This window comes from Terriglobia bacterium, assembly GCA_020072645.1.
Taxonomy (GTDB): Bacteria; Acidobacteriota; Terriglobia; order Terriglobales; family Acidobacteriaceae; genus Angelobacter.
In genome coordinates, this window is the sequence record JAIQGK010000001.1 from 271,268 (window position 1) to 298,236 (window position 26,969).

Below are 26,969 nucleotides of genomic sequence, written 5' to 3' on the forward strand. Positions count from 1 at the left end.
AGGAGCGCCCAATGAGTACAGCCGCCCTCAAATGTGACGTGAGCCCTTTCTTTGACCAATTGCGCACAGCTACCGAGCGGCTCCTGTTGCTCGACTATGACGGCACAATCGCTCCCTTTTCAACAGACCGCAAACGGGCGCTTCCTTACCCATCCGTGGCGGAACTCCTGGAGAGCATTCGCTGCACGTGCAGGACCAGAGTCGTCTTGATCAGCGGCCGCTCCGCGGACGAGATCCCATCTCTCCTGGGACTTGCCTGCCATCCCGAAATTTGGGGAGTGCACGGGTTGGAACGTCTATTTCCCGACGATCGGCATCAAGTCGTCTATCTTAGCGAGAATACCTTGCAAGCGCTGGCGGAGGCCCGTGGAATCCTCGACCGGGCAGGTTTGACTGAGCTGTGCGAATTCAAAGCAGGAGCAGTGGCGGTCCATTGGCGCGGACTCAGCCAGCGGCATGTCGAAGAAATTCGAGCACAGATTTACAGTTTGCTGGGCCCGCTTGCATGCCGAGGTAATCTTCTACTGACAGAGTTTGATGGTGGCGCAGAATTAAAAGCGCGAGGGGCCAACAAGGGGTATGCCGTCAAGACATTGTTGTCTGAGACAGATGACTCCGTCCCAGTGGCATACCTCGGCGATGATGCCACGGACGAGGATGCGTTCCAGGCGATGGAGGACCGTGGCCTGCCGGTATTGGTAAATCGAAAATGGCGGTCGACCCGGGCGAAGATGTGGATTCAACCTCCGGAAGAACTGCTGCAGTTTCTAAATGACTGGATTCGGGCCTGCGGTGGTGACGTATGAATTCCAAAGGCCGGCTAATCATCGTCGCCAATCGCCTCCCGGTGAACATTGAGCGTACAAGCGAGGGGCTAAACGTCCAGCCGAGTTCTGGAGGGCTTGTCTCGGCGCTACTGCCGATTTTCAAACGCAACGGCGGAGTTTGGGTGGGATGGCCGGGCATTGACCATGAACCAGGAGTCGATTCAATCTTGCGAACGGAATGCGCGCCGGATTATTGCCTTGAGCCTGTGTTCCTGACAGATGCCGAAAAAACTTTTTTTTATGACGGCTGCTGCAACGAGATACTTTGGCCTTTGTTCCATGACCTCCCATCCAGATGCAACTTCGATCCGCTGTACTGGATTTCTTACACGCAAGTTAATGAGAAATTTGCTGACTCTGTCGAAGCTGTTGCGCATCGTACCGACTGTATCTGGGTGCACGATTATCATCTGATGATGCTCGCCGATCGCCTGCGCGCACGCGGCATCGGCTCGTCCTTGGCTTACTTCCATCACATCCCTTTCCCGTCCCCGGATATCTTTGAGAAACTCCCATGGAGCAAAGAAATCCTTCGGGCATTACTTCAGTTCCAGTTGCTGGGATTTCAAACAAAGCGTGACCAAAGAAACTTTGTGGCGTGTGTCCGCCGCTGCCTCCAGGGTTCACGGGTCAAACGCATCGGCAAAAAATTGTTGGTCGGCGCCGGAGGCAAATATGCAGAAGTGGGTGCATTCCCGATTAGCATCGACTTCACCGCCTATGCCAACGCATCACTCAGCCCGGAGACAATTGCCAGGCGTGATGCCATCCGCCACAGTCTTCGAGAAAAGCAACTTCTTATAGGCATCGATCGTCTGGATTACACAAAAGGAATTCGCGAACGGCTGCTGGCATTCCGAACTCTTCTTGCGCGTGAGCCTGCACTTCGAGGCTGCGTTTCGCTCATTCAGGTCATTGTGCCCAGCCGGGAGCAGATTGCTGAATACCACGAATACAAGGCGGATGTCGAACGCCTTGTAAGCGAGATCAATGGAGAATACAGCCGGCCTGATTGGTCGCCCATCACATATTTGCACCGATCTCTTGAAGGGACTGAACTCCTCGCACTCTACTGTGCCGCAGATGTCGCGCTGGTTACGCCCTTACGAGACGGGATGAACCTGGTCGCAAAGGAGTTCTGTGCGGCGCGCTGCGATGAGCAAGGTGCTTTGGTGCTGAGTGAATTTGCCGGCTCTGCTGCGGAACTCGGGGCAGGGGCACTCCTCGTTAATCCCTGCGATGTTGAAGGCATGGCGTCAACTCTTCGCCAGGCCCTGTGCATGCCCGACTCCGAACAGCGGGTCCGAATGCGTGCTATGCGCGGGGTGATCCAAGCGAATGATGTTTTTAAATGGTGCAAGACATTCTTTAGCGAGGCGACTCTGGTCAGAGCAGAACTCGCCTTTGCTGAGTGGCCTCCCTCACGATATCTAGCAGCTGCTGAAGCAGTCTGACCGGGAAGAATGAGAGGCATGTATACGGGCCCTAGAAGAGAGGCACTGGCTTGGTTCTGTTTTTTCCGGGAACTCCAGTTTCTCGAAGGCCGATTCGGGAATGAGCCTTCACACTTCTTAACCACGAAAAGGCACAGAACAGAACTAATGTTAGCAGTTGATGATATCTATTTTGCTCATCGATGACGATCGCGAGCTAGGCATCCTGTTGCAGGAGTGCTTGCAAGAAGAGTTCGAGTTGCATCCGGCATTCGACGGGGTTAGCGGGTTACAAGAGGCATTGAGCCACTCATACGCCGCAGTTATCCTTGATCTCATGTTGCCATGCATGAGCGGGCTGGAGGTCCTCAAGCATCTCAGGAAAGAGAGCGCCATACCGGTGCTGGTTTTAAGTGCCTGCGGCAGCGACAAAAGCCGCATTGCGGCTCTTGAACTCGGCGCGGACGACTACCTTTCCAAACCGTTCCAGCTAAAGGAACTCGTGACAAGCTTGCGGGCTATTCTAACTGGCTGAAAATGTGTTCTTGAGCTGAACAGGAAGTGTTGAGCAAGCCGGCATCGCACTGGTGCCAAACGTTTTGTGTTATTCCATTGTTAATATGCGACCCGAGCATCCAATTCCGTCCCGCATGCGAATCTTTTTGATTTCGCTGTTTGCCTCATTTTTAGTGTTGGTGGTATCTCTTGTCATTCAGTGGCTTGTATACGATGACTGGCTACGTCACACGGGGCCGCTACGAATAGTCGGAACGGCTATTGCTGCCATGATCACTTTGGCCTTCATGCTTCGTTGGCAATATTCCATTCGCGAACAACAACGCAACATGATTCGTCGCTTCGAACTCATCTCACACATGAATGATCGGATTCGCAATGCACTTCAGGCGATTGAGTGTGTGACATATGTCGCTCAGCCGGAAGCAACCGCGGTCGTCAGACAAGAGGTCAACGCCATTGACAAGGTCTTGCGTGATGTACTTTCAGAGGCCGGCGTCATCTCTCTGGATCTTCCTCAGAAAGATCCAATGAAGGCCTCCCGAAAATCTGCCTGACAGATTGGAATCGCGACGTGCATGGCTGCAAGAAGAACTTAACTGCCGAATCGATAAATATCACTCTGGAGGCGCGTAGAATCCCTTTTTCGCGGAGACATGCAACGGCGGAAGACCTTTTGGCGGCAGTAATTTAACTCGGATCTTGTGCCACTTGCCATCATGGGGCTTTATCGAGGGTTTGTAAGCGAGAACGTATTCGTCCCGAAGGGCGATCGCTATCTTCGCTGCGACATCAGGAAGATCGTTCAAGTTTGATACAGTGAAGCTCTCGCCACCGGTGGCTTCAGTGATGTCAGAAAGCAGTTCGGGCCCAAATTGTTCCTCCGGAGTAGTTGTAACCGCATCGAACAAACCTACGGCAAAAATCTGGACGTCAGCTTCTTCCACGCGCGATTTGATCTCCCTTTCCGTGTAGCGGCTGTGATTGTCACCTCCATCAGAGATGATTAGCAACGCCTTGCGTTTATTGCGCGCCTCGCTCATAGCCGATAATGCGAGATAGATCGCATCGAGTAGCGCTGTACGCCCCTTCGGCTGGGTCAAAATGAGCTTGTCTTCGATCCTCTCAATTTTGCGGCTGAATCTGGATACGAGTTGCGGACGGTCAGAGAAGGTGATCAAAAAGAACTCATCTTCCGGATTGGCGATCTTCAGGAATTCAGTGACTGCTTGGCTGGCTTGAAGGACCTTGTCATTCATGCTCCCGCTGATGTCAAAAATGATTCCGACTGACACCGGGCTATCTTCACTCCAGAGAGCCTGGACGCTCTCCTTCGCCTTGTCCTGATAGATCGCAAAGTTATCTTTATCCAGGCCGGTAACCAGACGATCCATTGAATCGGTCACCGTTGCAGGCACCAAGATTAGATCGACGTCCTCGCGAAAAGGCTTGAAGTGATTGCCTGACTCTTGGGCTGAGGGATTCCTATTCGCTTGCGTGTCGCGCGGAGAGATATGTACGTTAACATCTTGGCAAACAGCTCGACCCGTTGAGGTCAGCATCGCACCGAGGGCGATTATGATCAAAGAAATAGGACGACGAGCAGCCCTGATCGACAATCGCATATCGTGGCGCCTCCCGGCAATCAACCCCCAAACAAGCGCTTCTTTACCTATTACCAAGGATGTACGGTTTTACTCAGCGGGTTGCTCTTTGTTATTTCTCATTCTCTCGTTTGCTTGAGCAGTGCATTTGCTGCAGTAACAACGGTAAACGCTGGGTCGACATTTGGGTTACCGGAACGAATCGCGACCGCACACAGCATAGTAAGAAACAGGTTCATTTGCCGGTTGCCGCGGTTTACCTACTCCTCGGAGTAGATTCTCATCTTCTTTGACGCCCTGCTTTGCTCTTGTCCTGATTTGACTCTTAGCACTGGAAATCGGCGCACTCGGATGAGAACGGCGCGTGTCACTCAGACCTCTACATTTGGAGCCTTTCCTACGCGGCACCATGGGTAGCGGGTCTCGCCGGACGAAGCAAGACCCTGCCCCCGTTGGAAAGGAGATCACTCGACGATCGGAGATATTGTCATACGATTGGACCGCATCGGAAAATACAGCGTTGACAGTACAAGTGACAAAAAATCTCTGCAGCATGCTTCAACGGCTCCTTTGCACCGTCTCGATTCCTCTACGCCTCATATCCTCTAAAAGGTTTGGGGGACGCCATCCTCCTGCATCGTAAATATGGTGGCAAGGCTTACGGTCTCGTTGCCGAATCGGAGGCGCTTCAAGCCGTGTCCGTTCGCAAGTCGGTTCTTGAAAGCGCTAGATTCAATGTTCTTATCGCTCATAGCGGAGGAAAGCGCTCGATCTTTTTCACTCCGTTCCCGGAGACGCTTATCGATCTGATGCGCACCCTTAGCGATGATCCCCGTTCATAGCCAGCGCCCTCGCCGTCGATATTGACGGTCACCAGTGTTCGTGATGGTAATCTTCGCAGATAAAAAGCGCTCATGACGAGGGCTTGGCGGGTCCTGCTTCTGGATCTTGCCGCCGCTTTCTTCTTCCGTTCAGACCAACGTTTCTTCGTGGCCAGGCCGATTTTCCTACGCGCTGCTGCTGACAGACGCCGTCTGCGGCCATCGGGCTTACCTGCTGCCGTTCTGCCGCGTTTGTCTTGGCTGTTCTGGGCTGCCCGACATAGCTGTCGAAAACAGGGGTTACACTCAAAGCAGGGTCGCGAGTAAAGGGCGGGCATTCGCTAGAAGGGGACTTGGGTAGTCCATCAGGACGAACCCGAGATTCGGTGAAGTTTAGGGGAACCCATGAAAAAGGTTTTGGAGTCGAGACGACAATTTCTGAAAACAGCAGGTATGACCGCTGGAGCGATGCTCCTATCCGGACGAGACAGTTCCGGTCAGATCAGAACGATGATGGAACCCTCAGGAACTTCCGCCGAGTCCGAAGCGGCAGATTACACGCTGCGAATCACGACGTCGCCTGTGGAGATTGCAAAAAACAGGATCGTTTCGTTGACCACGTACAACGGGCAGTTTCCCGGGCCGCTGCTTCGCCTGAAAGAAGGACAAGAGGTGACGGTGGATGTCTATAACGAAACGGACGTCGCAGAGCAACTGCATTGGCATGGGCAGATGATACCTGTTGAGGTGGACGGAGCAGCCGAGGAGGGAACACCTTTCATCCCCGCACATGGCAATCGCCGGATCGCGTTCACTCCCAAGCCAGCCGGGCTTCGTTTTTATCACACACATATTCGGGCCGGAGCGGATCTTTATGCCGGTCAGTACAGCGGCCAGGTTGGCCCGGTGTACATCGAGCCAAAGCATGAGCCTGGGAACTATGATCGCGAGGTCTTTCTTACACTCAAGGAGTTCGAGCCAACCTTCAGTCGCGGCGGAGACATGCCAATGGATTTCCTCTCGCCGGCAACTCGCGTGAAGGCGCTCGAAGGGCAGGCTGAATCAGCCATGAAGGCTTCTCTCGCCAAGGGCATGCCGCATGGATTCGAAGTGGGCTACGGTTCCTTTACGATCAATGGCCGGATGCTGCACCACGGGGAGCCGATTCGCGTGAAGCAGGGCGAACGGGTTCTCTTCCACGTCTTGAATGGAAGCGCCACAGAGATCCGCAGCCTTGCTCTGCCCGGCCATGCCTTTCACGTGGTTGCATTAGATGGGAACCCGGTACCGAATCCCGCCACGGTTCCGGTGCTCTGGCTGGGGACGGCGGAGCGAGTTTCTGCCATTGTGCAAATGAACCACCCAGGCGTTTGGATCATGGGAGATACTGCCGATGACGACCGGCGCCATGGCATGGGCATCGTCGTGGAATATGCGGGACATGCAGGCAAAGCGCAATGGATTGCGCCGCCGCGGTTTCACTGGAACTATGCCCGCTTCGCCAAGCCGGGCGCCACCGCGGCTGCGCCGGATGACACCTTCGAGATGATCTTCGCCAAGGACAACGCTGCCGCAGACGGGTTCAATCGATGGACCATCAATGGAGCCGCATATCCTATGGCCAACAAAATGGCTCCGGCCGCATTCCACTTGAAGCAGGGCAAGCGATATCGAATCCACATGCGTAATGCCAGTGATGACATTCATCCCCTTCATCTCCACCGGCACAGTTTCGAACTGACCAGCTTGGCGGGAATTCCGACGGCCGGAATTCTGAAAGACGTGGTCATGCTTGGCGGATACCAGGAGGCCACCATGGATTTCGTAGCTGATAATCCGGGGCTGACCCTATTTCACTGCCACCAGCAATTGCACATGGATTTCGGTTTCATGACCCTTTTCAGCTATATCTAAGGATCATCGGCGGAATGTCCGCTGGCCCGTACGGCTGCGGCGATTATTAATGATGAATGAATCGGTAATGCGAACGCGCTACTTTGCTGGAGTTTCAAGGAACACCTTTCTTCTGGCGTTCACTAGTCTGTTTGCGGATCCGTTGTGTTGCATTTCAGAGCGAGTGGAGAGTGAAGCCCACTACAGAATTGCTATCTTTGGATGCGATTATCCAAAAAGTTGGCGATGATTAATGAGTCAGTCAAGCGGGCATACTGAATCGTGAACGTGTGACAGTATCGGGGGAGCACTTATCGCTTGTGCCGTTATCTAATAAAAAGTTTCCGTTTATTTCCCACGTTGCCTGCGCAGAATGCTGCAAAAATGATAAATCCCCGTCAGCCTTGCTGGATGAGCAATATTGGTTATTGACGAAAGAAATTGACCCAGCTCTGCATGACGCGGTTGTTCGGGTTGCGAAAATGATTGGGCAAGCAGACGCTGCGTCATCACAGGCAGACAGGGACAGATTATTTAGAGAGATGGAATTCATTCGTTCCGAGACATTTCCCCTGAGTGTCCAAGGCAAATAAGGATGCTCTGAACTGCTTGGCTGATTTGGATGATGACGCTTGTTTTCAGGGCAGCACTCGAGTGAAATTTGAACCAAGAAATAGTTCTTGATTTGATTTTTTTCTTTGTTATCCTTCGTTCAAGCGCGGACGTGGAGCGGCAGCGATTTTTCGTGTACCTCCTATGTACCGCCAAACCGGCTTTTGTAGGTTTTTGGGATTTTTAGGTCTTTGGAAAATCAATAACTTACCTGTTTTCAGCGCCCCTTGGCCGTTCGATTCCGTCCCTGGCCATCAGAATTTGGCGGTTTAAAGAAAAAAGCAGCCACAGACTGCAGTCTTTATAAGCCGTGTTTTTATCACTTCCAGATGCCGACCCGTCCTCCCACATTGAACTTCGGCGTGCTGCGGAACGGCGATAGCATCAACACGCTTTGTTCTGATCGCCTGGAAAACAAACAGATCGCCTGTTTCACTGCACTATACTGGTTTCATACGAACCACAGGCTCACGCTGACCAATGCTGGAAACTGAACTCTTCGCGCTCCTTGAAGGCACCTCGGACGCGGCCTTTTGCGTCAGCGCAGAGGGCGAAATACAATCATGGAACAAGTCAGCGGAAAAACTCTTCGGTTATTCGCGATCACAAGCCCTGCATAAGACGTGTTACCAACTCCTGGAAGGCTTTGGCCCTTTGGGCACACGCGTATGCCATCAGCATTGCAGCGTTGCCGAGTGTGCAGGCAGGGATGCGGAGATTCCCAATTTCGATATGAGCGTGAAAACAAACTCCGGTGAGCGGCTTTGGATCAATATGTCCACTGTCATTTTCGAAAACTCACGCACCGGACGCCGCATGCTGATTCATCTGGCACATGACATCACTGCTCAGAAATCCAGTGAAGAACTGACGCAGAAGATGCTCGATCTTGCCCGGCAGCTCGGTTCGACGCAGCCTCCGCCGGGCCGGGCCGCTCCCGCAGTCGCACTTTCAGAACAGGAAAAACAGGTTTTGCGGCTCTTTGCCGAAGGCAAGAGTTCAACCCACATCTCCCGGGCCCTGCATATCAGCTCCAGTACTCTCAGGAACCACCTCCATCACATCAACCAGAAACTGCGTACCCACAACCGGCTGGAAGCCGTGATGAATGCCATACAACGCAAACTGATCTGAACTTCCCGCATGCCTGTGACATTCCTCTCATGTAACAGTACAGATGGTGGATTGTGCAGTTCCCTCCCCCGGCGCTAATGTGCAGGAAGAATGGTGTGAAGGAGGGTCTCCAATGATTTCTCACTGCGCTAATCCAGCATGTCGAGCGCCACTGCATTACCTTCGTGGGGGGCGGCTGTACCGGTTCGACGTGAAATCGCCCGGGGAGCCCTACCTTGATGTTCCGAATGCGATCTGTACGAGCAAGCCGGCGCGGGCAGCCATCTTCTTCTGGCTTTGCCAGGAATGCTGTTCCCGCTTCACTCTCAAATTTGACCTGCGCCTGGGCGTGAAACTTGTGCCCCAGAGTGCACTGAGCCGCAGGCCTCTCAACCGCCCAGTGGTGAACGCCGGAGACGCTGCGTAAGAAACAAGATGGTCATGTAAACAAAATGCTTTTCACAGGAGGAAGCGATGACAATTCCACAAATTACAGTTCATAACGGCCGTGTGCGTGAGCCCGGAGTACTTGCCGCAACGTCGTTGAAGTTCAATCTGGATGAGGAGATCCGCCAGCTTCAGGCAGAGCCCCGCTGGCAGGCCGGCCATACTGCAAAGACGATTGCAAAATACCTGGACTTTCGCGTTGTGCTGGTTGTCATGAAGGCGGGAGCGCAACTCGTGCGTCACCGCACTGCGGGCCGCATTTCGATTCAGGCCTGTCGCGGCAGCATCCGGGTGCTCTTCAGCGGCGCCTTCGAAAGTGAAACAGTGGGCATGACCGCCGGTGACCTCCTCATGCTGGATCGCGAGGTGGCCCATGACGTCGAGGCGCTGGCAGATAGCGCGTTTCTACTTACGATCGCCTGGCCATCCCTGGATCCGCTGCTCACAGGAGAGATCTTGTCGCGAGCCCCCATCCATCGCCACAGCGCCGAAGTTGCTGCGATCGAGGATGATCGCTTTCTCATGACCGGGACAGCGTAAGGTCTGCAGCGAGTGGCGTAGAACCCAACGCGTGTGGCGCCATATCTAGTCCTGCTCGTAGGGAAGTTGCAGGTCGTGTTCCAACACTTCACCGAGCACTCGCGAATAGCGCCCGAGCGTGCCGGAAGAAAACAAGTCATCGTTCGATGGAAGAATCACATCGTCCGCCGCATAGGCTCGAAAGTCCTCGCCGGATTTTGTTTCGGCCGAGGCCAGGCTGGCATGGCCCAGGCGGTAGTTGGGAAACAATTCCTGGATCTCATCAAGTACGGCCCGCGGGTTAAAGCCGCCAAGCTGAGGTTCCAGGCCCTGATCGCGCAACCAAACGGCGTGGCGATCGGCTTCTCCCGATTGAACGCCTCGCGATTGTCCCAAGTCAGCGCGCAGCCACTCTCCTCGGGTGGAAAGCTTTCTGACGTCGTATCCGAGTTTATGTGCCAGATGCGCCATGATCTCCAGGTCACCCTTGGGTCCGGCAACGTCGCCTGCCTTCTTTATGAACTGGACGTCGCCACAGGTGTTAGTGAACGTGCCCGATTTTTCGTACGCACAGGCTGCCGGAAGCACCACATCGGCCAGGGCCGCGGTCTCGCTTAGAAACAGGTCTTGAACAACCAGAAAAGTGTGCGGCGAGGGATGGAACTCCGGTATGTATCGGCGCACAGGATTTGAGCCAACGACATAGAGCGCTCGCAGCTTTCCCTGACTGACATTTTCCATCATCTGCAGAAGATTGAGTCCCTGATCTTTGGGAACCGGCGCGCCCCAGATCCGTTCAAACTGCGAGCTGTCGCCAAGAGGTTTATAGCCAGGCAGAAGATCGGGATAGAGGCCCATATCGGCTGCGCCGTGGGAATTGGCATAGTCAGCCAGACACACGAACTTGCAGCCCGAGATCGCAGACCCGAACTTCGCTAGGATTTCAATGTCATGGCCGCGCAGTTCAGAACCAAAAACGATGATGAGATCCTTTTCTTCGCGCAGTCTCCGGCCTAAGGCCGCCAACTGTTCATTCACTTGATTGCCACCCAGTTCCGTGGAACTGTCGCCGGCAAGAAATGCTGTCGCCCTGCCCTCTGTGCCGGGGGCGATCTGGACGAATTGACTCGCCTGCCTGACCAGCTTGATCTCCCGCGAGTTTATGAGATAGAGCCGTGCTCCATGCAGGCGCACGTTGTTTCGAATTTGCCAGGCCAGAAGGGGGTGCTGATATGTGGGGTCGTTGCCGATGAGAAGGATCGCGGGGGCATCGAAGACCTCCGCCATGCTCGCAGTTGCATCCGGCGCGCTCTGCCCCAGCGCGCGCAGGAATGAAGGGAAATCGGCCGTCCGGTGATGGTCAATATTGTTCGTCCGGAAGACCACGCGGGCAATCTTCTGAAGGAAGTAGTCTTCTTCGTTGGTCGTGCGGGTGGAGCCGATCACACCAATCGCTTCGCCGCCGTGTTTGTCGCGAACGTCTCTAAAACGATCCGCAACCAGCGAGAGCGTCTCGTTCCATGAAGCGGGCTGCAGCTTTCCTTCGCGGCGTATCAGCGGCTGCTTCAGCCGATCGGGATGATCGATGAAGTCGAAGGCATACCGTCCTTTAATACAAAGAAAATCACCGTTGATCCCGGTCTTGTCCCGGTTGCTTCCGCGAATGATTCTGGCCCCGGTTGGGGTTGGCCGCACGCCCAGAGTGGTGGTACAGCCGTCAGCACAATGGGTGCAGATCGTACCCACATGCTTCATCTCCCAGGGACGAGTCTTATAACGATATGCACCTGAGGTCAGCGCTCCTACAGGACAGACATCAATGCACATGCCGCATTCTTCGCACTCGAGATGCTCCTGTTTATTGGGCATGATGAGTTGCGCAGAATTGCGATTGGCAATGCCCAACGCCCACACGTCCATGCCCTCGCCGCAGACGCGCACGCAGCGATAACACATGATGCAGCGTGGCCGGTCAAAATACACCACCGGCGACCACTCCTGTTCATCGCGATGGTTCTTGAAATCAATGAGTTTGGATTCCGACGCCCCATAAGTCAGTGTTGCATCCTGCAGTTCGCACTGTCCTCCGGCATCGCAGACCGGGCAATCCAGTGGGTGGTTTTGCAATACAAACTCCAGCATTGCCTTTCTGGCCTGTTTCACCGTGTCGCTCTGCGTGGTGACAACCATGCCTTCGGCCACTGGGGTGGTACAGGCTGTTTGCAGCTTGGCCATCTTGGCGACCTCGACCAGGCACATCCGGCAGGCGCCCTGGAGGGAAAGTCCGGGGTAATAGCAGAAGGATGGGACCTCGATGCCTGCGCTCTTGCACGCTTCGATCAGCAGTGTCCCCGCCGGGGCTCTGACTTGCCTGCCATCGACGGTGAGGGTTACATCAGCCATGTCATTTACTTGTGCGCAGCTGCGCAGACAGTCAGCAGAAAAGCGCTTTCCTCAACGGCTTCCACGTCATGTGGCACTTCGGTATCAAGCACCAGGAGCTTCCCCGGGGTCAGTTCAACCGTGTGTTCCGGCACGTGCAGCCGCATCCTTCCCATCACGCCTTGGATGGAGATGCGTCCTCCGGTCTTATGTTCCTTCACGTGCGCACCGGCTTGCAGCAAAGTCAAAACGATGCGGAGGTCCGGATATTTCGCCAGCGTTTTCGAACTCCGGCCCGTGCCGCGCTTCCACGAGTCCTCCTGCCGCAACTGAGCAATTTCCGCCGCAAAATCAAATTCCAGAATAGATGCCGCGAGTTGAGGCAGCCGTGTTAATTCACTTGCACCGCCTGAGACGGTTTCAGTTTTCAAGCTTTCAGCCATTTTTTCTCCTCCTTAATTCTTGTTGACGCGCTACCCGTTACTTACGGAAGAAATCGGTCAGCGCTTGCTTGATTACCTGTCCATAGACCTTGGAGATCGAAGTGGTCAGCGGAATGCCCTTGGGGCAGATCTTCACGCAGTTCTGGGCGAAACTGCATTCGTGAATGCCGCCATCACCCATCATGGCGTGAAGCCGTTCGCTTTTAATTGCCTTGCCCGTAGGATGATCGTTGAAGAGCCGAACCTGGTTGATCACCGCTGCTCCTGCGAAACCGGTTGCCGGAGTCACCTGGGGGCAGACTTCCAGGCACAGGCAGCAGGAAATACACCGCGAAAGCGGATACATCTCCTCCTGCTTGCTGGGTGAAATCCGCGGACCGGAGCCAAGATTGTATGTACCATCGATCGGCACCCATGCCTTCACCTTTTTCAGATTCTCAAACAACACGCTTCGGTCGACTGCAAGGTCACGAACCACAGGAAAGCGGGACAAGGGCTCCAGACGGACGGGCTGTTCCAGCTTGCTAACTAATGATGAGCAGGCCATTGCAGCTTTACCATTGATCAGCATGGCGCAGGATCCGCAGACTTCCTCCAGGCAGTTGGACTCATAGGTGACAGGTGTCGTCGGCTTTCCGAATCGGTCCACTGGGTTGGCCGCGATGTCCATCAGGCCGATGATCACATTCATTCCTTTCCGCAACGGGAGATCAAACTCTTCGAGATAAGGGGTCGAGTGCGGACTTGCCTGGCGCTTGATGATGAATCGTACTGTTGAACGAGACATGAAAACTCTCGAGTCGTAGCGTTTTACCGGAGAACCATGCCTCCGGCCAAACTATGCGGCTTTCTCTTTACTTGCTCGCGACTCCAGAAATTCTTTCAATGCAACCGCATTGTTGTGTTCTGGGTCGTGCGAGCTGTAGACAAGTGTTATTTTGTTGTTGCGGGCCTCTTCCACTAGAGGTTTCCAAACCTTAGGCTTGGCCGCTAACTCGGCGCGATAGCGACGCCGGAATTCGCTCCATTTGGCAGGGTCGTGGCCAAACCACTTTCTCAATTCTGTGCTTGGTGCAACGTCTTTCAGCCAACCGCTTAGCGGCAGCTCACTTTTCCTGACTCCGCGTGGCCATAAACGCTCTACCAGAAACCGTTTGCCATCCTTTGCCGCGGATCGATCGTATGCGCGTTTCAGCTGGATCATTGTTCTCTTTTCCCCGTTCCAGACAAAGAAATCAGTCGGGCCATTCTCGAGCGCCACATTCAGGACATTGGTAGTTAATGAACTCGAGCCAGCCGAGCACTTCCTCAGCTGACGGAATGCTCTTGTGTGCATCGATTTTGAGGATCGCAAATATCTCGCCAAAACGATCTGTGACAAAAACCATCGGCACAGGTTGGCCGGCGGTATCGATGGCGCCCAAAGTACGGTGGACACGGCCGTTCAAGTCCACTAGGAGGTCATGATTCAAGCGCAGCTCTTGTTTCATTTCGCAGGCGTGCTGCATGCTTCCCGCTGCCATCACCAGAACGCGCGCGTTGTTTTCCGCCAGTTCTTGTTGCTTGCTGTCAAGCTGCGAAAATAAATCATTCAGGAGATTAGAGTCGGCGGCAAGGATCAGCACCAGATTGGAGCGCCCACGATATGCAGACGCAAGCACCGGCTCACCTCGAGATGAAGGCAGCTCGAAGTCCGGAAGGACATTGCCTATTTCAGGATGCCCCTCGGAAGGAGGAATCAGTCTTCCGGCGATTTCCGCTTGCAACATGTGCTCTCTTCACATTACTTATCGTTTACGATGCTAATATCGTCTTACGATATATGTTACACCTTTTTTGAATCGCATATGGTGGGTGACTGATGGCATTGACACAGATACCTGAAAACCGGCAAGAAGCTCTGAAAATCCATGAAGATCCGGGATTAAGACGATGATTTCCTTCGATCCCGCACATCGGGCAGTGCACTACCCTAACGACCGCCGTTTTCGCGTCTGGATTCGTCCTTCCATCCTGATCGGAATCGCCGTAGCCGCTGTTTCTGCGGTTCTCGCAGCCTGGATTGAGGTTGCTCTGGCGGGCCTGCCTCATATTCCACCTGTGCCTCAGGTATATCCCAGCAACTTCGCAGGACCGCACGGCTTTCCACTCTGGGTCCGTTATTGCCATTTTTTCAATTTCCTCTTCGTTATGCTCCTGATCCGTAGCGGTCTTTCCATTCTGATGGATCACCCGCGCTTATACTTCAATGATCACTGCACGCCAGGCAGCGAATGGATCCGGTTTACGCCCCTTAGTGTCCCTCGTGACCGCATTTGGACGGCAAAGGACGATGCCCGTTATATTTCACCACTCGCCGGCACACCGGGGTACCGTCATACGATCGGCATCGCTCGGGTCTGGCACTTCATCAACGTTCACGGATTTCTGATTACCGGTATCGTGTTCGTGTTCATGCTCTTTGTCACTGAGCAGTGGCGGCGCATTGTTCCCACCTCACCGCTGGTCGTTGCGCAGGCGTGGAATACCTTCGTGCATTACGCAACCTTGCATCTGCCTCCTGAGCCAAACGGCTTTTATGGATACAACGCACTGCAGCAGATTGCTTATTTCACGTTCGTCTTTATCTCCGGTCCTCTGGCCCTCCTCACTGGTGTAGCGATGTCGCCGGCCGTGGTGAACCGTTTCCCCTGGTACGCTCGGATCTTTGGTGGCCGCCAATCAGCCAGATCCATCCACTTCCTCAACATGGTTGGCTTTGTTGCTTTCATTGTGGTGCACGTGACCTTGGTGGTAATGACCGGGTTTGTGCGGAATATGAACCACATCGTGAGGGGAACAGATGATCAGGGCAACTCAGGTGTTGTGCTGGGATTCGTGGGTATCAGCGTCGTCGTGCTTTCCTGGATCGTTGCCCACTACATTTCCTGGAACCAACCGCGGAAGCTGCAGCACGCCCTCAAGTCAGTGACGTATCCCATGCAACTCCTCACCCTGAATCGGTTGGTCCCCCGCCAGAACTATTCCGAACGGGATATCTCGCCATATTTCTGGCCCAACGGCAAAATCCCGGTGCGAGAGGACTGGAAGCGCCTGGTGGAGGGCGGCTTCCAGGATTTCAGATTAAGAGTGGGAGGCCTGGTCGAAAATCCGGTAGAGCTGTCGCTCGCCGACATCGAAAAGCTTGGACAACTCGAGCACATTACGATGCACCATTGTATTCAGGGCTGGAGCGGCATTGCGAAATGGGGCGGTATTCCGATGAAGGCACTCATTGCGCTTGTGCGCCCCAAAGCCGAAGCCAAGGTTGTGGCCTTCTTCTCCTTTGGCGAAGCCCTCTATGGCGGTGCCTATTACGATACGCAGAGCATGGAGAATTTGCTGAAAGCCGAATGCCTGCTTGCCTCTCGCATGAACGGGCAACAGCTTCCAGCGGTGTACGGCGCTCCGCTGAGACTACGGGTTGAGAATCAACTGGGCTACAAGATGGTTAAATGGATCGAGCGTATTGAGTTCATCCAGTCGGAGAAGCATCTCGGCCAGGGAGAAGGCGGGAAAAATGAGGATGACGAATATTTTGATCTTCTGCCTAACATCTGACAGAGCATTCTGTGACGGAGCATTCCTGGATGACGGGCGATACGGATGTTATTGCGGGCCTGGCCGTGGGAGGATCTGCCCTGGTCAACGTTGAACATTACGTTCCGTAACAGCTTTCGTCAGAAGTATTTGAGTTGGTTTTTGGATTCAGCAGAATGCCCCTGGTGGAATCCGAAGGCGTGTGTAATGCTGACCGATTCCGTCCCTGGCCACCATAAAATTTGCCAAGTTGAATATCTACTGCGCTTGGGATGAGCGCAGAACGCCGCACAGTGCGAGCAACGCGCCAGAAGCGTAGTCCTTAGATAGTCACCAGGCAAGAATCGGACGCTTAACATTTCTTTACCACCTTGCGCCATACCCATCTTGAGAGCTGCCCGTCTAACTGATAAAGTAAGTATTCACTTACTTCATAAATCTCTTTCATGCCTGTACGCCTTTCATCTCTCGACCGCCGACGCCAGATATTGCGCACTGCCTCCGGCATTTTTGCGCGCAGGGGTTATCGCGGCACCACAACGCGGGAGATCGCCGAGCGCGCCGGTATTAATGAAGCGCTGCTGTTTCGCCATTTTCCCAGCAAGGAAAAACTTTACTGGACGCTGATTGAGGAGCTGTGCAGCGCCCGCGGACGCCGCCGCAACGTCAGCAACATTCTTGAGGCCGGCGGCACCGACCTGGAGATTTTTACCGCCATTGCGCGCGAAATGCTGGTGCGCAACGCACGCGACACGGAGCTAACCCGCCTGCTCTGGTTTACCGCGCTGGAAAGCCACACGCTATCGCAAAGGTTCTTCCGCACCTTTATCGCCGTCTATTACGAAGAGCTGGCGGCTTATATCCGGCGGCGTGTGCGTGAAGGCGCGTTTCGCAATGTCGATCCCCTGCTATCAGCCCGCGGGTTCCTTGGCATGGTGGTCTATCACTTTCTGGTGCAGGAGCTTTTTGGGGCCAGAAAGTTCCAGAAGTTTGATCCTGAAACGGTGGCGGCCACGCTGGCGGGAATCTGGCTGAACGGAATGCAGAGTGGCGCTGCGCACGTGAATTCAAATGGCGTAGCTCATGCACGTTCAAACGGCCATAACGGAAATCAGGCTCGCGCAGGAAAAAGATCCAACAATGAAAACTAGAGACTACATTCTTCAAACATTACTGGCGGCGCTTCTGCTGCTGGCCGCTGGCTGCTCCAACAAAGATGCGGTGCAGGCAGCCAAGCCGCAACAGGCGGCAGGCGCTCCGGTGCGCGTGGCCATGGTCGCATCGCGCACCATGCCGGTTGAGTTGCAGGCCATCGGCAACGTTGAGGCCATCTCCGCCGTGACCATTAAGGCCCAGATTTCCGGGCAGCTGATGCGCGTGCATTTCAAGGAAGGCGACTTCGTCAAGAAAGGCCAGCTGCTTTTCACCATTGATCGCCAGCCGTTTGAAGCTGCACTGCGCCAGGCTGAAGGCACTCTGGCCAAGGATGAAGCGCAGGCGCTTAATTCCAAGCTTGACGCGGAGCGCTACCAGGGTCTGGGCAAGCAGGGCATCGTTTCGAAGCAGCAAGTGGACGCCGCAGGAGCTGCCGCGAACGCCATGGCTGCCACGGTCGCCGCCGACAAAGCGGCTGTTGAGACAGCAAAAATCAATTTGGAATATACGTCGATCTATTCACCCATCAACGGACGCACGGGAAGCGTGGGCGTGAAGGAAGGCAATCTGGTCAAAGCCAATGACGTGCCGATACTGGTGACCATCAACCAGATTGAACCGATCTATGTGAGCTTCTCCATTCCGGAACAGCAACTGGCGGAGTTGAAGCAATATTCCAATGCTAAAAGCCTGAAAGTTGACGCAGCGCCGCAAGGCAGCTCGCAGCACTTCCAAGGCAGGCTTACGTTTATCGATAGCTCAGTGGACCTGACGACCGGCACGATCAAGCTAAAAGCTACGTTTGATAACGTAGCGCACGTGCTCTGGCCGGGACAATTTGCCGACGTAACGCTGACACTGAAATCACAGCCGAACGCTATTGTGGTCCCGACTGCAGCGCTGCAAACCAGCCAGAACGGCACATACGTATATGTGGTGGATCAAGACCTGACGGCGAAGCAACAAGCGGTAAAAGTGGGCTGGAATGTTGGCGAGGACACCGTAATTGCTTCCGGCTTGCAGCCGGGGCAGCGCGTTGTGACCGATGGCCAATTGCGCCTGACGCCCGGCGCCAAAGTCGACATTAAGAGCGGATCGTAATATGAATACACAGTTATTTATCCGGCGGCCCATTACTACCACGCTGATCATGGCGGCGATCCTGATCTTTGGCGTGTTCGCTTATCGGCTGTTGCCGGTCAGCGATCTGCCCAATGTTGACTTCCCCACCATCCAGGTAAGTGCCACGCTACCCGGAGCCAGCCCTGAAACGATGGCTGCTGCCGTGGCGCTGCCGCTGGAAAAACAATTTTCCACCATCGCCGGCCTTGATTCGATGACGTCATCAAGCGCGCTGGGAGGCACCAGCATCACGCTGCAGTTTACGCTTGACCGCAACATTGATGCTGCCGCGCAGGACGTGCAGGCCATGATCGCCAAAACGGCCTCACAGCTTCCGCCGGAACTGCCCTCGCCTCCGTCATACCAAAAAGTAAATCCTGCCGACCAGCCGGTGCTCTATCTTGCGCTGGCCTCGCCCAACATGCGCCTTTCTGACGTGGACGAGTCTGCGGAAACAACCGTAGCGCAGCGCCTTTCCATGGTAAGCGGCGTAGCGCAAGTACAGGTGTTTGGCACGCAGAAATATGCGGTGCGGGCGCAGCTTGATCCGCGCGCATTGGCGGCGCGGCAGATCGGCATTGATGAAGTTGCCAGCGCCATCACCAACGCCAACGTCAACCTGCCCACGGGAACTTTGTTTGGCCATTCCACTTCATACACGGTGCAGGCCACCGGACAGCTGCTTGAGGCCAAGTCATATAAGCCGCTAATTGTGGCATATCGCAACGGTTCGCCCGTGCGTCTTGACGAAGTCGGGCATGTGTTTGACAGCGTGGAAAACGACAAGACAGCAAGCTGGTTCAGCGGCGACCGTGCCATTGTGCTGGCAATCCAGCGGCAACCCGGAACCAACACAGTTGAAGTTGTTGACAGCATCAAGCGGTTGCTGCCGCAGATGCAACAGCAGATGCCTGCTGGAATCAAGCTGAACATTTTGTATGACCGCTCGGTTTCCATCCGCAATTCCGTTAACGACGTAAAGTTCACGCTGCTGCTGACCATCGCCCTGGTAGTGATGGTGATCTTTCTTTTCCTGCGCAACATTTCCGCGACGATCATTCCCAGCCTGGCGCTGCCCATGTCGATTGTGGGCACGTTCTCCGCGATGTACCTGCTGGGCTACAGCCTGGACAATCTTTCACTGATGGCGCTCACGCTCACCGTCGGCTTTGTGGTGGATGACGCGATTGTGATGCTGGAAAACATTGTTCGCCACATGGAGATGGGCAAGCCTCCGTACCAGGCAGCCGTGGAAGGTGCGCGCGAGATTGGCTTCACCATTATTTCCATGACCATCTCGCTCGCCGCCGTCTTTATTCCTGTGCTGTTCATGGGCGGAATCATCGGACGGCTGCTGCATGAATTTGCCGTCACCATCGGCGTGGCGATTCTTGTTTCCGGTTTCGTTTCTTTGACTCTCACTCCCATGTTGTGCAGCCGTTTTCTGCGCAACACTCATAACGATCGGCACGGCTACCTCTACCAGAAGAGCGAAGCTGTTTTTGACGCCATGCTCCACGGCTATGAATGGAGCCTGAAAAAAGTCATGGCGCATCCGCGCATTACCATGGCCCTGTCGCTGGTGATTCTTGTGGCCACGGCGTTTCTGTACATGGATATCCCCAAGGGCTTTCTGCCCAGTGAAGATCAGGGCCAGCTCTTTGCTTTTACTGAAGGCATTCAGGGCATCTCGTTTGAAGACATGATGCGCCACCAGCAGGAGGCGGCAAAGATCGTCGGCCAGAGTCCTTACGTTGCGAATTACATGTCCACCGTGGGCGGAGGCGGCGTAAATGCCGCGCTTAACTCCGGACGCATCTTTGCCCGGCTCACCGATCGCAAGACGCGGCCTCATGTCGATAAGATCATTGAAGAGCTGCGGCCCAAGCTGGCGCAGATACCGGGCATTAATGTCTATCTGCAAAATCTCCCTCCCATCCGAATTGGCGGCGCGCTTACCAAAAGCCAGTACCAGTTCACGCTGCAAAGCCCGGACACCAACGAGCTTTATCAATATGCGCCGCTGCTGGAGCAAAAGCTGCGCGGCATTGCACAATTGCAGGACGTGACCAGCGACCTGCAGATCAAGAACCCGCAAGTTACGGTAAGCATCAATCGCGACAAAGCCGCGGCGCTCAACGTTGATCCACGCACGCTGGAAGACGCTCTTTACAGCGCTTACGGCGCGCGCCAGATTTCAACAATCTACGCGCCCAACAACCAGTACAAAGTCATCATGGAACTGGAGCCGCAATACGCGCTCGATCCATCCGCGCTCGGCATGCTTTATGTCCATTCCAAGACCGGACAGCTTGTGCCCATGAGCGCGCTGGCCAGCTTCAAAAAAGAAGTGGGGCCGCTCACGGTGAATCACCTGGGACAGCTTCCTGCCGTCACCGTAAGCTTTAACCTGAAGCCGGGCGTTGCGCTGGGTGACGCCATTACCGCCGTGAACAGCGCGGCCGCGCAGATTCTCCCGTCCACCATCACCACCAGCCTGCAGGGCACAGCGCAGGCATTTCAATCGTCGTTCGCCGGTTTGGGCGTGCTGCTCATGATGGCCATCCTGGTCATCTACATCGTGCTGGGAATTCTGTACGAAAGCTTCATCCATCCCATCACCATTCTTTCCGGCTTGCCTTCCGCAGGCGTGGGCGCTCTGCTCACGCTCAAACTTTTTCACACCGAGCTAAGCATTTACGCGTTCGTCGGCGTGATCATGCTCGTTGGCCTGGTAAAGAAAAACGCCATCATGATGATCGACTTCGCGCTCGACGCGCAGCGTGAAGAAGGCAAGAGCGCCATGGAAGCCATCTACCAGGGCGCGCTCGTCCGCTTCCGTCCGATCATGATGACCACCATGGCCGCGCTGATGGGCACCTTGCCAATCGCAATGGGCTTTGGCGCCGGCGCCGAATCACGCCGTCCGCTGGGCCTGGCCGTGGTCGGCGGATTGATCTTCTCGCAAACGCTCACGCTCTACATCACGCCGATCTACTACGTCTATCTCGACAAGCTTGGCCCGGGCCTGAAAAAACTTTTCGGCGGCAAGAAGACAACCAAGCGCGTGCAAGAACGCGAACTGGAAGCGGTGGGCGGATAATTTCCCAAGTCTCGACCCTGAACTTGCCGGAGGGGAGAGATCCCTATAGCAAGAAACCTCTCCGCTCTTCCCAACTATCGGTCCGACTTGCGACGTTTATGTAGCAACGCCGCCCTCCGCTGCGTTTCCCATTTCCCGGCCACGGCCAATCACCAGATCCTCACCCTATCGTGCGGCGCAAGATAAAGTTTCTGTCCGGGCTTTACCTTGAATGCGTCATACCAGGCGTCAATGTTGCGCACGGTGGCAGCGCGGTATTGACCCGGAGAATGCGAGTCGCCCATCACTTGCGCGCGCAACGCGGCATCACGCACTTTCGATCCGTAATCCTGCGCAAATGCGATAAAGAATTGCTGGTCGCCCGTGAAGCCCTGTTGCTCTGGTCCTGGCTTGCCGCCATGCGCTGCGCGATAGCCGTCATAAGAAGCCGCGATGCCCGCAACGTCGGCAATATTTTCCGCCAGCGTCTGCTTGCCGTTGATTGAAAGGTCTGGGAACGGCTTGTACGTGTCATACTGCGCGGCCAGCTTCGCCGTCGCAGCGTTGAAGTGTTCAAGATCAGATTCCGTCCACCAGTTGCGCACGCGGCCCTTTGAGTCAAACGCGGAGCCTTCACTATCAAACGTATGGCTGATCTCGTGGCCAATCACCGTGCCAATTGCGCCATAGTTCACCGCGTCCGGGGCCTTGGGATCAAAAAACGGCGGTTGCAGAATCGCCGCCGGAAAGTTGAGCCCATTCTGCAACGGCAGATTCACGGCATTCACCGTCTGTGGTGACATGGACCACTCTTTGCGGTCCACCTGCGCGCCCAGCCGCCCAACTTCACGGTGATATTCAAACAAGCCGCCGCGCCAGAGATTGCCAAACATGTCATCGGCCTTTACTTCAAAACCGGAGTAGTCATGCCAGTGCTCCGGATATCCAATGCCCACATAAAGACTTTTGAGCTTCTCCAGTGCTTCAGCTTTGGTGGCCGGGGCCATCCAGGGCAGCGCTTCAACCCGCTTGCGGAAAGCCGCAGTAATATTTGCGACCATCTCTTGCGCTTTTGCCTTGGCTTCCGGCGGGAAAAAACGTTCTGCATAAATTTTTCCCACCGCATCACCCAGCCAGCGGTCCACCACGGCCACGCCGCGTTGCCAGCGCGGCCTCTGTTGCGGCGTGCCGAACAGCGTCTTGCCAAAGAATGCGAAGCTCTCATCGGCCAGGGCCTTGGGCAATACGGCGGCATAATCTTCTATCAGGTGATACGCCAGCCAGTCCTTCCACGTTTCCAGCGGAACGGAAGCCACCAGCGCCGATTCTCCCGTAAACGCCGTAGGCTGCCACACGGTAAACTCCGCCTGCTTGCTCAGCCCTGCTCCGCGGAAATACTCTTCCCACTCTAGTCCTGGTGCCTTCGCTGCAAAGTCCGCTTGCTTCCACGTGTTGTTTGCTTTGTGGATGTCGTCATTCTCCGCCAGGCTGAGGTGTTTTTCCGCAATGGCATGTTCCAGGTCAAAGATCCGCTTGGCGCGCGCGTCCGTGTCGTCAAAGCCGGTAAGCTTCAGCATGGCCGCCATGTGGGCCAGATATTTTGTGCGGGCATCGCGCATGCTTGCCGCGTCAGAAAGGTAATACTCGCGGTCCGGCAGCACGAGTCCGCCCTGAAGCAGATAAGCGGCATAGTGCTCTGAGTCATTGAATCCGGGAGCCACCCAAAGCCCAAACAGGTTCGACGTATGAAAGTTGGTGTTGTTCAGCGCGTCCACGTCAGCGCGTAGCGTCTCTCCCAGCGCATGCGCCAGCTCGTGCTTGTCTTTAATGGCCGCAATCGCCTCCAGATGCGGCTTCAGCGGCGTCAGCCCCTTGGCTTCAATGCCCGCTTCATCCATGTACGCGTTGTAGAGATCCGCAATCTGGCGACCAGCGATCTTGCGACTATCCGAGCCCGCCGCGGCTTTCTGCTTTGCGGCCTCTTCAATAATCGCGGCCGTGCGCTTGTTCGTCAGGTCCGCCAGCGCTGTAAACACGCCCACGCCGGGGCGGTCCGGCGGGATTACCGTTCTCTTGATCCACTCACCGTTGGCGTAATGGTAAAAATCATCGCCCGGCTGCACTGAGCGGTCGATGTTCGCTACCGCAATGCCGTGGACTGGTTTTGCGGGAACATCGGCGCTTGCGGGAGCATACGCCCACGCAAAAACAAAGCCGAGCGAGAGAACGACGAGGATGCACACCGCAGCGCGCGCAGCGGAGAGGATTTTAGTTCTCGATTTCATAAGATAAATAAGGCTCCGAAGTATCTCTTAATGTAAGACGTATGGCAAAAAGAGAAGGTAGCACGGCGATCCCTATGGTCTGCTTCATCTCTGTTTGATCCATGGTGTTTTGCTCTTCCGATCCTGAGCTGTTCTCCATGTCTCTGTGCCTCCTGTGGTAGGTTTGCTTTTCCGATCTCGGCGATTACGCGCGATGTCGGCGATCCAAAAGAGGGTAGCACGCGCTAATCCTATCTCCCCCTCAACACCATTGAAGCTTTCTCCAGCTTCTGCAACAACCCACCTGCATAATCCTCGTCGATCCGGTCTTGCACCAGAGCCTGCGTCACATCGCTAATGGCTCGCCGTACCGTCGCCAGGTCCACCAGCGGAGGCAGCGTATATTGCGCCCGCCACCGCCGCTCCATGTCCGCCCGTTCCTGGTGCTTGTAGCAGACGTCGGCGTCTTTCATCGCCGGGGCTTTGCACTGCTGCCCATTCTTGCGGAACCGCTGGCAACGCCGATAGTAGCCGTACCGGGCTTCAACAACCTGGCCCTGCAGAGCTTCGCCTTGACCTTGACCGCCAGCACTCGTGTCTTCCATCGTCTATGCCTTCCACTGATAGCTTTCCGATCACGGGGATCACGGCGACCCCCCAATTCCGCATGGCCCGGCCCGTATCCGCCAACTAGGCTTCCAAAGGACTTATATGGGCCATCCCAGAGCCTATTCCCCTGCCCCACCCCGGTACCCCTCAATTAGGATTCCAAAAGAGTTAGCGCCCTACATCCCACTGTCATCCCATCGGCCACGCCATAGATGAGTCCGGCATCGGCTAGAGATCAGGCGATGATACTTCACTTTTTGTTTGCTGTCAACCGTTAAATTATTTGTGCGTAACAATTTATCAGCGGAGCCCCGCTGATACTGCCCCAGAGCCGAAGTGGAGCGGCTCACAAGAACAGCGTCATAGCACGATCTTGCTCTTTAAGATTAAGGACAATCTGAATGCAGGGACGGCCTTGCGCGCGCTGATGCCCAGCTGGCCAGACGATCCCGATGTAGAAGCAGCCTTTTCAGCAGCAGCAATCGTGTTCTTCAGGCAAAATGTCGAGTTAACGCATATGTCAGATCTACAGGAAGTTCTCACCACAACAGCGCTAGTGTGGCATCTCTGAAATAACTCGACAATGCATGCAATAAACAAATCATTGTGGACCGCAGCCCCCCTCAGCTGCGCGGAATAATCTTTTGGGCAAGCAAGTATCGGGCCAACTCTTTGTAAAGTATTTGTGAGACACCACACTAGCCTCATTCTGACTGGACCCTCAATATAATCGTTACAATAGGTTCTCTCGCTCCGCTCGAGATTCAGAAAAATGGACAACAAAGCCATCGCGAACATTTTTTATGAAACCGCCGATCTGATGAAGGTCGCCAATGAAGACGGCTTTCGCATTCGCTCGTATGAACGCGCGGCAGAGGCGCTGGAAGGCTGGCCGCAACAGGTTTCGACGATGGCGGATAAAGAACTGCTGGAGATTCCTGGAATCGGAAAAAGCATGGCGGCGAACATCCGCCAGCTGAACACGACCGGCAAGCTGAGCATGCATGAAGAGATGTTGCAGAAGTTCCGCCCGTCGATGCTGGAGCTGCTCAAGATTTCCGGGCTGGGTCCGAAGACCATCGCGCTGATCTGGGACGCCTTCCAGATTTGCGACGTTGAAGGCGTGGCCAAGCTCGCCAGCGAAGGCAAGCTGCGCACGCTGCCGCGCCTGAGCGAAAAATCCGAACAGAAAATATTGAAGTCGATTGAGAATTACCGGCAACTCACAGGACGCTTTCTGCTGAATACGGCCGACGAAGTCGCTACCAAGATGACGGAATTTCTTGCTGGGCTGCCGGGCGTGGAGAAAGTTACACCGGCGGGATCGCTGCGTCGCGGTCGTGAAACTGTAGGCGATCTTGATCTGCTGGTAACAGGGAAGTGCTGCGATACGGATTCACAGCGCAACGCGGTCATTGATCGGATCGTGAGCTTCCCGGGGATTCTTGATGTGCTGGCCAAGGGCGATAACAAAGTGAGCTTTAAGCTGCGCAGCGGCATGCAGGTGGATGTGCGCCTGCTTCCGCCGGACTCTTTTGGCGCCGCAATGCAATACTTTACCGGCTCCAAGAACCATAACGTTCAACTGCGCCAGCGCGCAATCAAGCAAGGCTACACGCTCAATGAATACGGGCTTGTGCGCGTGGAAGACAACAAGCGCGTCGCGGGCAAGACTGAAGAAGAAATTTACAAAAAGCTTGGCCTGAAGTTTATTCCGCCGGAGCTGCGCGAGGATTGCGGCGAAATACAGGCCGCGGCGGAGGACACGCTGCCCGAGTTGATCACGCAGGCTGATATCCAGGGCGACGTGCACATGCATACCGTCGAGACAGATGGCAAATGCACGATTGAGGAGATGGCGCTGGCGGCGCGGGAGCGCGGCTATAAATACATGGCCATCACTGACCACTCCAAGAACCTGGCATTCGCCAACGGCTTAGATGACAAACGCGCCGAAGCGCACATCAAGAAGATACGCGCGGCATCAAAAGCGATTGACGGAATCACGATCTTTGCCGGCATTGAAGTGGACATACTGGCCGATGGCGAACTTGATCTTTCCGACTCCGTGCTCGAGCAGATGGATATTGTGATCGCCAGCGTGCATTCCCACTTCAACCAGGAGCCGGCACAGATGACCGACCGCCTGCTGCGCGTGATTGATAACCCCAACACGTCATTGATGGGACATCCCACCGGTCGAATGTTGCTTCGGCGTGAAGGCTTCAGCTTTGACTATGACAAAGTGTTTACCGCCGCCGCCAAGGCGGGCGTGGCGATGGAGCAGAACGCATATCCTGACCGGCTTGATTTGCGGGACCAGCATCTGCGGATGGCCAAGGCAAAGGGCGTGAAATTTATCATTAATACTGACGCGCATCACACGTCGCACATGGAGAAGATTCGCTATGGCATCTTGCAGCTTCGCCGCGCATGGCTGACGAAACAGGACGTGTTGAACACGCTGCCGACGGCCGAGTTCGCAAAGATCGTGCGGCGCGGCAGGCCGGTGCTGGCGGAGATTGCTTAACTCGACGGCTTCTCTATC

At 55.1% G+C, this 26,969-nt stretch carries 21 protein-coding genes; 13 read left to right on the forward strand and 8 right to left on the reverse strand.

What is annotated here, in order from left to right:
• Positions 1-11: 11 nt before the first annotated feature.
• The 4 genes from otsB (at position 12) to LAO76_01195 (ending at position 3,333) form a co-directional block, all read left to right on the forward strand.
• Positions 12-806 carry a trehalose-phosphatase gene (gene otsB, locus LAO76_01180; protein MBZ5489527.1) on the forward strand — a complete coding sequence of 265 codons (795 nt, stop codon included), beginning with the start codon at positions 12-14 and terminating at the stop codon, positions 804-806.
• Complete coding sequence (locus tag LAO76_01185; protein ID MBZ5489528.1) at positions 803-2,281, forward strand: trehalose-6-phosphate synthase; 1,479 nt, start codon at positions 803-805, stop codon at positions 2,279-2,281. The genes otsB and LAO76_01185 overlap by 4 nt, the downstream gene beginning before the upstream one ends.
• 172 nt (positions 2,282-2,453) lie before the next feature.
• Positions 2,454-2,795 carry a response regulator gene (locus LAO76_01190; GenBank protein ID MBZ5489529.1) on the forward strand — a complete coding sequence of 114 codons (342 nt, stop codon included), beginning with the start codon at positions 2,454-2,456 and terminating at the stop codon, positions 2,793-2,795.
• Between the two features lie 115 nt (positions 2,796-2,910).
• Positions 2,911-3,333, forward strand: coding sequence for a hypothetical protein (locus LAO76_01195; GenBank protein MBZ5489530.1), 423 nt, complete (start codon positions 2,911-2,913; stop codon positions 3,331-3,333).
• Between the two features lie 60 nt (positions 3,334-3,393).
• Here the strand turns inward: LAO76_01195 and LAO76_01200 are convergent, their stop codons facing one another.
• On the reverse strand, positions 3,394-4,401 hold the full coding sequence (locus tag LAO76_01200) for a VWA domain-containing protein (GenBank protein ID MBZ5489531.1): 1,008 nt from the start codon (positions 4,399-4,401) through the stop codon (positions 3,394-3,396).
• Positions 4,402-5,606: 1,205 nt separating this feature from the next.
• On the opposite strand from LAO76_01200, the gene LAO76_01205 reads away from it, so the two are divergent.
• The 4 genes from LAO76_01205 (at position 5,607) to LAO76_01220 (ending at position 9,806) form a co-directional block, all read left to right on the forward strand.
• Positions 5,607-7,115 (forward strand): multicopper oxidase domain-containing protein, encoded by a 1,509-nt coding sequence (locus LAO76_01205; protein MBZ5489532.1) that lies wholly within the window; start codon positions 5,607-5,609, stop codon positions 7,113-7,115.
• Positions 7,116-8,186: 1,071 nt separating this feature from the next.
• Positions 8,187-8,840 (forward strand): LuxR C-terminal-related transcriptional regulator, encoded by a 654-nt coding sequence (locus LAO76_01210; protein MBZ5489533.1) that lies wholly within the window; start codon positions 8,187-8,189, stop codon positions 8,838-8,840.
• 112 nt (positions 8,841-8,952) lie between these two features.
• On the forward strand, positions 8,953-9,246 hold the full coding sequence (locus LAO76_01215; GenBank protein MBZ5489534.1) for a hypothetical protein: 294 nt from the start codon (positions 8,953-8,955) through the stop codon (positions 9,244-9,246).
• A 47-nt stretch (positions 9,247-9,293) separates the two neighbouring features.
• Positions 9,294-9,806: a hypothetical protein gene (locus tag LAO76_01220; GenBank protein MBZ5489535.1), complete on the forward strand. Its 513-nt coding sequence runs from the start codon at positions 9,294-9,296 to the stop codon at positions 9,804-9,806.
• Between the two features lie 45 nt (positions 9,807-9,851).
• Here the strand turns inward: LAO76_01220 and LAO76_01225 are convergent, their stop codons facing one another.
• From LAO76_01225 to LAO76_01245, 5 genes are all read right to left on the reverse strand, one after another.
• Positions 9,852-12,188, reverse strand: coding sequence for a molybdopterin-dependent oxidoreductase (locus LAO76_01225; GenBank protein ID MBZ5489536.1), 2,337 nt, complete (start codon positions 12,186-12,188; stop codon positions 9,852-9,854).
• A 5-nt stretch (positions 12,189-12,193) separates the two neighbouring features.
• Positions 12,194-12,496 carry a hypothetical protein gene (locus tag LAO76_01230; GenBank protein ID MBZ5489537.1) on the reverse strand — a complete coding sequence of 101 codons (303 nt, stop codon included), beginning with the start codon at positions 12,494-12,496 and terminating at the stop codon, positions 12,194-12,196.
• Between the two features lie 151 nt (positions 12,497-12,647).
• Entirely contained in the window at positions 12,648-13,397 is a 750-nt protein-coding gene (gene sdhB, locus LAO76_01235; GenBank protein ID MBZ5489538.1) for a succinate dehydrogenase iron-sulfur subunit, read from the reverse strand.
• Positions 13,398-13,448: 51 nt separating this feature from the next.
• Positions 13,449-13,814 carry a DUF488 family protein gene (locus LAO76_01240; protein MBZ5489539.1) on the reverse strand — a complete coding sequence of 122 codons (366 nt, stop codon included), beginning with the start codon at positions 13,812-13,814 and terminating at the stop codon, positions 13,449-13,451.
• Positions 13,815-13,845: 31 nt separating this feature from the next.
• A complete protein-coding gene (locus LAO76_01245) occupies positions 13,846-14,379 on the reverse strand; it encodes a redoxin domain-containing protein (GenBank protein ID MBZ5489540.1) in 534 nt (177 codons plus the stop codon).
• Positions 14,380-14,542: 163 nt separating this feature from the next.
• On the opposite strand from LAO76_01245, the gene LAO76_01250 reads away from it, so the two are divergent.
• The 4 genes from LAO76_01250 (at position 14,543) to LAO76_01265 (ending at position 21,569) form a co-directional block, all read left to right on the forward strand.
• Positions 14,543-16,210: a molybdopterin-dependent oxidoreductase gene (locus LAO76_01250; GenBank protein ID MBZ5489541.1), complete on the forward strand. Its 1,668-nt coding sequence runs from the start codon at positions 14,543-14,545 to the stop codon at positions 16,208-16,210.
• Positions 16,211-16,635: 425 nt separating this feature from the next.
• Positions 16,636-17,340 (forward strand): TetR/AcrR family transcriptional regulator, encoded by a 705-nt coding sequence (locus LAO76_01255; protein ID MBZ5489542.1) that lies wholly within the window; start codon positions 16,636-16,638, stop codon positions 17,338-17,340.
• The gene (locus LAO76_01260; GenBank protein MBZ5489543.1) at positions 17,330-18,445 is read left to right on the forward strand and encodes an efflux RND transporter periplasmic adaptor subunit; all 1,116 of its coding nucleotides are present in this window, start codon (positions 17,330-17,332) and stop codon (positions 18,443-18,445) included. Before LAO76_01255 ends, LAO76_01260 begins: the two co-directional genes overlap by 11 nt.
• Position 18,446: 1 nt before the next feature.
• A complete protein-coding gene (locus LAO76_01265) occupies positions 18,447-21,569 on the forward strand; it encodes an efflux RND transporter permease subunit (protein ID MBZ5489544.1) in 3,123 nt (1,040 codons plus the stop codon).
• 149 nt (positions 21,570-21,718) lie between these two features.
• Here the strand turns inward: LAO76_01265 and LAO76_01270 are convergent, their stop codons facing one another.
• Both LAO76_01270 and LAO76_01275 read right to left on the reverse strand, forming a co-directional pair.
• On the reverse strand, positions 21,719-23,833 hold the full coding sequence (locus tag LAO76_01270; GenBank protein ID MBZ5489545.1) for a M13 family metallopeptidase: 2,115 nt from the start codon (positions 23,831-23,833) through the stop codon (positions 21,719-21,721).
• Between the two features lie 230 nt (positions 23,834-24,063).
• On the reverse strand, positions 24,064-24,417 hold the full coding sequence (locus LAO76_01275; GenBank protein ID MBZ5489546.1) for a hypothetical protein: 354 nt from the start codon (positions 24,415-24,417) through the stop codon (positions 24,064-24,066).
• Positions 24,418-25,193: 776 nt separating this feature from the next.
• Here LAO76_01275 and polX point away from each other — a divergent pair.
• The gene (polX, locus tag LAO76_01280; protein MBZ5489547.1) at positions 25,194-26,951 is read left to right on the forward strand and encodes a DNA polymerase/3'-5' exonuclease PolX; all 1,758 of its coding nucleotides are present in this window, start codon (positions 25,194-25,196) and stop codon (positions 26,949-26,951) included.
• Positions 26,952-26,969 lie beyond the last annotated feature (18 nt).